The 7,274-nt window shown below is 40.1% G+C and carries 3 protein-coding genes, 17 tRNA genes and 2 rRNA genes; 20 read left to right on the top strand and 2 right to left on the bottom strand.

Annotated features, from left to right (window positions below; genetic code table 11):
- From A9178_RS06810 to A9178_RS06720, 19 genes are all read left to right on the top strand, one after another.
- Nucleotides 1–188: ribosomal RNA gene (locus A9178_RS06810) — 23S ribosomal RNA — on the top strand; the annotation flags it as partial.
- Between the two features lie 66 nt (nucleotides 189–254).
- A 5S ribosomal RNA gene (rrf, locus tag A9178_RS06805) occupies nucleotides 255–369 on the top strand.
- A 130-nt stretch (nucleotides 370–499) separates the two neighbouring features.
- A tRNA-Glu gene (locus A9178_RS06800) sits at nucleotides 500–574 on the top strand.
- Nucleotides 575–672: 98 nt separating this feature from the next.
- Nucleotides 673–748, top strand: a tRNA-Val gene (locus tag A9178_RS06795).
- Nucleotides 749–930: 182 nt separating this feature from the next.
- Nucleotides 931–1,007, top strand: a tRNA-Met gene (locus tag A9178_RS06790).
- A gap of 80 nt (nucleotides 1,008–1,087) precedes the next feature.
- Nucleotides 1,088–1,164 (top strand) — tRNA-Asp (locus tag A9178_RS06785).
- Between the two features lie 3 nt (nucleotides 1,165–1,167).
- Nucleotides 1,168–1,243, top strand: a tRNA-Thr gene (locus tag A9178_RS06780).
- 165 nt (nucleotides 1,244–1,408) lie between these two features.
- Nucleotides 1,409–1,481 (top strand) — tRNA-Lys (locus tag A9178_RS06775).
- Nucleotides 1,482–1,551: 70 nt separating this feature from the next.
- Nucleotides 1,552–1,626: transfer RNA gene (locus A9178_RS06770), tRNA-Gln, on the top strand.
- 6 nt (nucleotides 1,627–1,632) lie between these two features.
- A tRNA-Pro gene (locus A9178_RS06765) sits at nucleotides 1,633–1,709 on the top strand.
- A 6-nt stretch (nucleotides 1,710–1,715) separates the two neighbouring features.
- Nucleotides 1,716–1,788 (top strand) — tRNA-Ala (locus tag A9178_RS06760).
- An 11-nt stretch (nucleotides 1,789–1,799) separates the two neighbouring features.
- Nucleotides 1,800–1,876: transfer RNA gene (locus A9178_RS06755), tRNA-Met, on the top strand.
- A gap of 16 nt (nucleotides 1,877–1,892) precedes the next feature.
- A tRNA-His gene (locus A9178_RS06750) sits at nucleotides 1,893–1,968 on the top strand.
- A gap of 20 nt (nucleotides 1,969–1,988) precedes the next feature.
- A tRNA-Ile gene (locus A9178_RS06745) sits at nucleotides 1,989–2,062 on the top strand.
- Between the two features lie 22 nt (nucleotides 2,063–2,084).
- Nucleotides 2,085–2,177: transfer RNA gene (locus tag A9178_RS06740), tRNA-Ser, on the top strand.
- Between the two features lie 181 nt (nucleotides 2,178–2,358).
- Nucleotides 2,359–2,432 (top strand) — tRNA-Gly (locus A9178_RS06735).
- Nucleotides 2,433–2,442: 10 nt separating this feature from the next.
- Nucleotides 2,443–2,516, top strand: a tRNA-Ile gene (locus tag A9178_RS06730).
- A 70-nt stretch (nucleotides 2,517–2,586) separates the two neighbouring features.
- Nucleotides 2,587–2,660: transfer RNA gene (locus A9178_RS06725), tRNA-Arg, on the top strand.
- A 10-nt stretch (nucleotides 2,661–2,670) separates the two neighbouring features.
- A tRNA-Asn gene (locus A9178_RS06720) sits at nucleotides 2,671–2,745 on the top strand.
- Between the two features lie 258 nt (nucleotides 2,746–3,003).
- Here A9178_RS06720 and A9178_RS06715 read toward each other — a convergent pair.
- Both A9178_RS06715 and A9178_RS06710 read right to left on the bottom strand, forming a co-directional pair.
- A complete protein-coding gene (locus A9178_RS06715; RefSeq protein ID WP_068673573.1) occupies nucleotides 3,004–4,038 on the bottom strand; it encodes a serine hydrolase domain-containing protein in 1,035 nt (344 codons plus the stop codon).
- Nucleotides 4,039–4,113: 75 nt separating this feature from the next.
- Nucleotides 4,114–5,412 carry an alpha/beta fold hydrolase gene (locus tag A9178_RS06710; RefSeq protein ID WP_068673571.1) on the bottom strand — a complete coding sequence of 433 codons (1,299 nt, stop codon included), beginning with the start codon at nucleotides 5,410–5,412 and terminating at the stop codon, nucleotides 4,114–4,116.
- Between the two features lie 365 nt (nucleotides 5,413–5,777).
- On the opposite strand from A9178_RS06710, the gene A9178_RS06705 reads away from it, so the two are divergent.
- On the top strand, nucleotides 5,778–7,202 hold the full coding sequence (locus A9178_RS06705) for a cytosine permease (RefSeq protein WP_231889800.1): 1,425 nt from the start codon (nucleotides 5,778–5,780) through the stop codon (nucleotides 7,200–7,202).
- The last annotated feature ends 72 nt before the right edge of the window (nucleotides 7,203–7,274 follow it).

Raw genomic sequence — 7,274 nt, 5'->3', positions numbered from 1 at the left:
GGCTGGGTAGCTACGTGTGGAAAGGATAAGTGCTGAAAGCATCTAAGCATGAAGCCCCCCTCAAGATGAGACTTCCCATCATTTTAAATGAGTAAGATCCCTCAGAGACGATGAGGTTAATAGGTTTGAGGTGGAAGCGTGGCGACACGTGGAGCTGACAAATACTAATCGATCGAGGACTTAACTAACTTCTTTAGATGTCTAATTTACTCTTATTTAGTTTTTAAGGTATAAACCTTAATTTAATATTATTGTCTGGTGATAATGGCGGAGAGGTCACACCTGTTCCCATACCGAACACAGAAGTTAAGCTCTCCAGCGCCGATGGTAGTTGGGGGTTCCCCCTGCGAGAGTAGGATGTTGCCAGGCAATAAATTTGTTTCACAGTACCTGAATGGTAGAACAACGACTATTAGTTGATTGGTCGTAGATTTGAAGTTTAACTATTTGAATCTACCTGTGGAATTATTTATTTGTCAAAAACTGGAAAAATTTAACTGGCCCGTTGGTCAAGCGGTTAAGACACCGCCCTTTCACGGCGGTAACACGGGTTCGAATCCCGTACGGGTCACCATATTCAAGGAAGCCATGTTAGGTACGCGATGTCCTGAGACTTTGATTACTCGTCCCACAGTAAAGATTTGTCGCAACACATGCACTATCCTATGTGTCGGAGGATTAGCTCAGCTGGGAGAGCACCTGCCTTACAAGCAGGGGGTCACAGGTTCGAGCCCTGTATCCTCCACCATTTACATCTTAATTTAATATCATCTCACATCGCGGGGTGGAGCAACGAGCGTTACTTCTATCGAATAAACTGCGAGTAACCTCGAAGCATTTAACACCATCGATTATGCTAGTAGATGAGAGGTTGCGTCTTGAGGGATTAATTAATCAAGATGTATGTTGAAAAAAAATATTATCTCATATCGCGGGGTGGAGCAGTCTGGTAGCTCGTCGGGCTCATAACCCGAAGGTCGCAAGTTCAAATCTTGTCCCCGCAACCAAAATGTTCCAATTCGCTTCGTTGAATACTCATCATAAGTTAATTGGAAATCAGTAGTGGTGTAAAGTGCAACCAAATTATGGTCCGGTAGTTCAGTTGGTTAGAATGCCTGCCTGTCACGCAGGAGGTCGCGGGTTCGAGTCCCGTCCGGACCGCCATATGCCGGCCTAGCTCAATTGGTAGAGCAACTGACTTGTAATCAGTAGGTTGGGGGTTCAAGTCCTCTGGCCGGCACCATTAAATTACAGTATGAGCCATTAGCTCAGTCGGTAGAGCAACGAGCAACACTTCTACCGAATTTGCTTCGAGTAACCCCGAAGCATTTAGCTTCCTTGAATAAGCTAGTAGATGTAGGGGTCATTAACATATTAACTTGAATTAGTAGCTAAGAGTATTTAATACGAGCCATTAGCTCAGTCGGTAGAGCATCTGACTTTTAATCAGAGGGTCGAAGGTTCGAATCCTTCATGGCTCATCACTTTTATGATACAACGATAGGTAACTAGCGTGTCCGCTGAAACCTTCTTATGTATGCCATAAATTATTGGGCTATAGCCAAGCGGTAAGGCATCGGGTTTTGATCCCGTGTATCCTAGGTTCGAATCCTAGTAGCCCAGCCAATAACTCGGGAAGTAGCTCAGCTTGGTAGAGCACATGGTTTGGGACCATGGGGTCGCAGGTTCAAATCCTGTCTTCCCGACCATTATACGGGGCCTTAGCTCAGCTGGGAGAGCGCCTGCTTTGCACGCAGGAGGTCAGCGGTTCGATCCCGCTAGGCTCCATTTTTTATTTTGGCGGTGTAGCTCAGCTGGCGAGAGCGTACGGTTCATACCCGTGAGGTCGTGGGTTCGATCCCCTCCGCCGCTACCATAAAAATAATAGGATGGCGGTCGTGGCGAAGTGGTTAACGCACCGGATTGTGGCTCCGGCATCCGTGGGTTCGATTCCCACCGATCGCCCCATATAAAATGATTATAAATCTGGACCCTTAGCTCAGTTGGTTAGAGCTATCGGCTCATAACCGATCGGTCGCAGGTTCGAGTCCTGCAGGGTCCATTTGAAGAATACATAATAATATGGAGGTATACCCAAGTCTGGCTGAAGGGATCGGTCTTGAAAACCGACAGGCGGGTCAAACCGCGCGGGGGTTCGAATCCCTCTACCTCCTCCATTTAATATAAAATGATTTTAAAACTATGCGGGTGTAGTTAAATGGTATAACCTCAGCCACGAGCGTTACATCTACCGAATCCGCAACGAGTTGCCTCGAAGCATACACTACCTTGAGTATGCTAGCAGATGTAGAGTCATATGGTCGGGAATAAAATTAGAGTAAGAATTATATTATAAATGCGGGTGTAGTTAAATGGTATAACCTCAGCCTTCCAAGCTGATGTCGTGGGTTCGATTCCCATCACCCGCTCCATTATTAAAATGGGCCTGTAGCTCAGCTGGTTAGAGCGCACGCCTGATAAGCGTGAGGTCGGTGGTTCGAGTCCACTCAGGCCCATTCCTATAAATTTCTTCTTTGTTGGTTCATATTCCATACAATAATGTATGTTATTATATAATTTCATTTTGCGCCCTTAGCTCAGCAGGATAGAGCAACAGCCTTCTAAGCTGTGGGTCAGAGGTTCGAATCCTCTAGGGCGCGTATTGATTATTCCACAGTAGCTCAGTGGTAGAGCAATCGGCTGTTAACCGATCGGTCGTAGGTTCGAATCCTACCTGTGGAGCCATTTTTATATTCAAAGAAGTATTTAAGACGCTAAGAAGCGAGAGGGTTCAAATGCTTATATCCTTAATGCTTCTAGGTATTGCCACCCTCCCATGATAACCTGTATGTTCAACTTAAAAGCAAGCTAGTTTCACATAGGTATCATTAGGAAATCGAATCTATAACGTTAAAGTAATTCTAATATAAAAGCCTAATTTCTCAGACCTAAAATTGAGAAATTAGGCTTTATTTCATTCATAATAGTATTTTAACTATGATATCATTTGATTGATATAGCAATCCGCAACGCAAGTCGTATTGGTAATGCTGGATTCGCCAACTGATTTACATCCCCTACTAAAAACAAATCTTTTTCAGGAAAATAAAATGCAAATGAACCCGTTGAGCCCGAATGTCCAAGTAGCCCTCCTTTGCCCATATAAAGTGTTGCAAGACCATTTAATGGTAATCGCATGTAGCCACCGCCATACTGAATGGGATACATGGAAGTTTGTAACCTATTATATTTTTCTAGTTGATGAAAAACATCCTTTTTAAACAATTTCCCACCAAAGAAGGCTTTAATAAATATCATCAATTCACGAGCTGTGCTAATACCGCCACCACTAGCACGACAACTTTTGATGAACTTCGGGCGGGAAATGGCGGTTTCTTTATAATAAATACTTGGAACAATGTCATGCTCACTTTTAGGTAAATATGTTTTCTCAAGCCCCAAAGGTTGGAAAATGAAAGTCTTATATACATCTTCTAATGGGGAATTAGTAATGGTTTCGATTATCTCTCCCAGCATATCAAAGTTAATATCTGCATAATGGGCTCTTTTCATTGTTTCAGGTGGAAAGTGCGATTCCAACTCTTTGGTCAGTGTTATCATCTCATCAAAGTTGAAGTGCATATCTTTACGAAGAACACGTTTTTTAAGGTTATTTTTACCTTCTTCAAAGGCATCCGGCAGTCCGCTTGTTTGAAACAATAAACTAGAGATTGTTAATTTTGAAGAATATTTCTGCCCATTGTAAATATGAAGTCCACTGAGTGTGCTGCTATCGAAATATTCTTTTACCTCATCATCTAGTGACAGCTTACCTTGTTCCCGCAATATTAAAATACAAGCAGTTGTAAACAATTTTGTGATGCTTGCCATAAGTAACGGTACGTCTATATTCTTGCCCCTATACTCATTTTTATATGAAAAATCTCCATTCATGTTTTCTACAAATAGAATGCACTCATGTACTTGCTTTGATTTTATAGCTCGATTAAAAATTTTCTCAATTTTTTTTGTCCCCATTTGTTTTCCAGATATCCCCTTCCACCAGTTAGCACAATAAGAATAATAAAAAATACATACTTTTAAATACAACCCTTACTTTAAATTTTCCTTTAAAAAATCTAATGTCTGTTCCCAAGAATCTTGAGCTGTTTTAGCATTAACTTTTTTTGTTCCTCCAAAAACCATCGTCATGTTATAGTTGGTATCTCCCGTTGTTTGAGGAAGGTTAGGCAACGCACTCGGGAATGCAGAAAAATGTCCAGCATTCTCATGATAAATAAACCTGTTTCGTTGTTTAAAAGGATGATGTTGCAACTGTTCTTCCATTCTTTTCGTGAAAAAAGCAGCTGGTTGAATATGATCATCGGTTCCAGCAAAAAACATCATCGGGGCTTGAATGTCTTGTACAGGTATCGCATTTGCTTCAAATTGCTTTTCATCTTGTAAGTTTCGTTTAATTGGCTGCAAACCAGAATACGGCTTTCTAAAGATCCAGTGATAAAAGAAAGAACATGTATCTCCAACTGTTCGTTTTGCTTTAAAATAAGCTATTGGTGAACCTTGCACTGTCCAAGCTGGTTTCATAACGGGTTGATAATTAACCACACCAGGAAATACCACAGCACTTGGTGCAACCGCAATCACGGCTTTCACTTTTTGAAAATGAAGAGCATAGAGCAATGCCAATTCTGAACCACGAGAATGTCCGATAATTCCAACCTTATTCTTATCAACCATTGACCTGCTTATTAAGTATTGAATTGATCGATCGACATACTCAAGTGGAATGTTTTCAATCCCTTTAGGTAATCCTGTTCTTCCAAAGTAAGCAAGAGCTAAAACGACATAGCCTTTAGAAGCCAACATTGCTGCTGCTGATTCATGCACTGAAGCATCAGATCCTCCCACAATTAGGATGGCAGGGTAATGTCCGGCCCTTTTAGGGTAATAAACAGTACCAACAATAGAGTTTTCCTCTATGACTTCTTTTTCAACATCCTCTGAATAAAACGTACGCGTCATGGATTTAGAAGTAATGAATTGTTCACCCTTATACATTTGAAATTCAACCTCTACTGGTTTGGACGTGTGTTTAACATACATACCCTCTTTCTTATTTTTACATTTCATCGACCACATCAACCCAATGGGATCAACTCCGTTATAATCTCCTTCAACTGGAGATTGACTCGCCAAATCAATTACACCATGTTCATCTGTAATAAACGTAGCAGATGAACTGAATAATTTATTTTGGTCATCTTTGGTTGTTGTTACAATTCTATATTTCATTGAAGGATTATTTGTATATATTTTCATAGACAAGCTCTCAACAATAGAAGAGTTTTTGGGTTGTATATCGATTACAACATCTTTATTCACAATATTCATGAGTAACTCCTTTCAGGTAATAATTGAATGTCCTGATTAAAAAGGTAATACTTATTCTTACTTAATTATTATAGTCTATTAAAAATTCTCTCTATATATCCTGAATTTCAGCAACTAAACCGCACTGTTAATCTAAGTATAAATTTTTACAATCGTCACATTTGAAATAATTCATTATATTTTTAAGGTTTAAAGAGGATGGAAAAAGGGAATATACTTATAGGATAGAATTTTATTTTAAGCTTTATCTGAATCTTGGAACTCATTATCGTTGAGAAATCTTACCATGTTCGGAAGTCCAATGAACCAGATAATCACCATTTATTCCTGAAATTAAAATACTAAAATGAAAGAGAAGTGAAGGCGTGGAAGCTAATGAGGATAAGCAGTTATATAATAAAAAAGAGATAAAGTTAGATGAGGAATCTGTAGAGTATTATGCCACAGAAAGTGTTCCTCGTGGACAGAGAAATATGGGGTTTTGGGATATGGTATTTCTTTGGGTTGGTGCGAACACGAATAATGCCTCCTGGTATCTTGGTGGATCTGTTGCTGGAGCGGCATTTGGCGGTGCCATTCTTGTAGGACTAATTGCTAATCCAATTGCCTATGTAATTTTAGCATTAATTGGGTATATGGGTTATAAAATTGGTGTTTCAACAATGGCACTGACTCGCCCAGCATTTGGTATTAAGGGAAGCGGATTACCGACCATTTTGAATACATTGGTGTTTGCTGGTTGGACAGTTGTAAATACATTTATTGCTGTTATCTCGATGAGTTTTATTTTACATGATCTTTTTGGCTGGCCTACTTACGGGGAATCTGGCGGCGCCAAATCTATGATTCTAGGAATCTTTATAATGACTGTATTGAATCTTCTTGCGGTTTCTCTTGGAAGGAAATCGGTTAAAATTGCCGAGAGAATTGGCTTTGTCGTTGTCCTTGCTTTAGGTATTCTCGTTACGATTATTGTTTTTCAGGAGCATTCGTTTTCGGATGTGATAAGCTGGAGACCTTCCCCTGAAAATGCGATGCCAATTGGTATCGCTGTTGATACAATGGCTGCATTTAGTTTAGCATGGGTACTCGGAATTGCGGAATTTACAAGGTATACGCGAACTCCAAAAGCAGCAACAGTCGCACCGTTATTAGGTGCAACCTCTTCTCTTGTGTGGTTTATTTTTGTTGGTGTGGTCGCAACGATTGGCATGGTGTTGTCCACTGGAGAATTCAATCCAGATAACGCTGACCCAAGCTCCCTTGTCAGTGGAATGGGGCTTGGTTGGATTGCGTTGTTGCTCATTATTGTTGCAAGTGTTACAACAAACGTGGTTAATCTAACTGCAGCAGGTATTTCCATTACAAATATGACTAAGAAAATTCAACCATTGCATTCGATTTGGGCTGTCACAATTTTATCAGGAATTCTTATGCTTGTACCTCTTTATATGAATAGTTTCCTGGATACGTTCATGGGATTTCTAAATTTTGTTGGGATGGCGCTAAGTGCCTTGTTGGGGATTCTAGTGGCTGATTATTTCTTCATTCGAAAACGCCAATATGATGTGGCAAGTTTAGAAAAAGAAGGCGGACTATATTGGTATTATAAAGGGGTAAACTTAAAAGCAATTCTAGTGTGGGTCGTGGGAGTCATTTTTTATCTTTCCATCATGAAATTGCCTTTATTTACGGATTATATTGGTGCGGTCTATCCTACAATTTTGCTAACAGCTGTAATGTATGGCATCGTATCATTAACGGAAAGAAAAGAAAAGTACTCAACATGAAGTGGATTAAAAAGTAGCTCTACCTCTTAGTGAATAAGGGAGTAGAGCTTTTTGTTGTCTTCGAGTTCCAAG

The organism is Oceanobacillus sp. Castelsardo (genome assembly GCF_001659985.1).
Taxonomy (GTDB): Bacteria; Bacillota; Bacilli; order Bacillales; family Amphibacillaceae; genus Oceanobacillus.
Note: the sequence above shows the minus strand (reverse complement) of the source record. Positions and strands in the feature narration are given on the sequence as shown.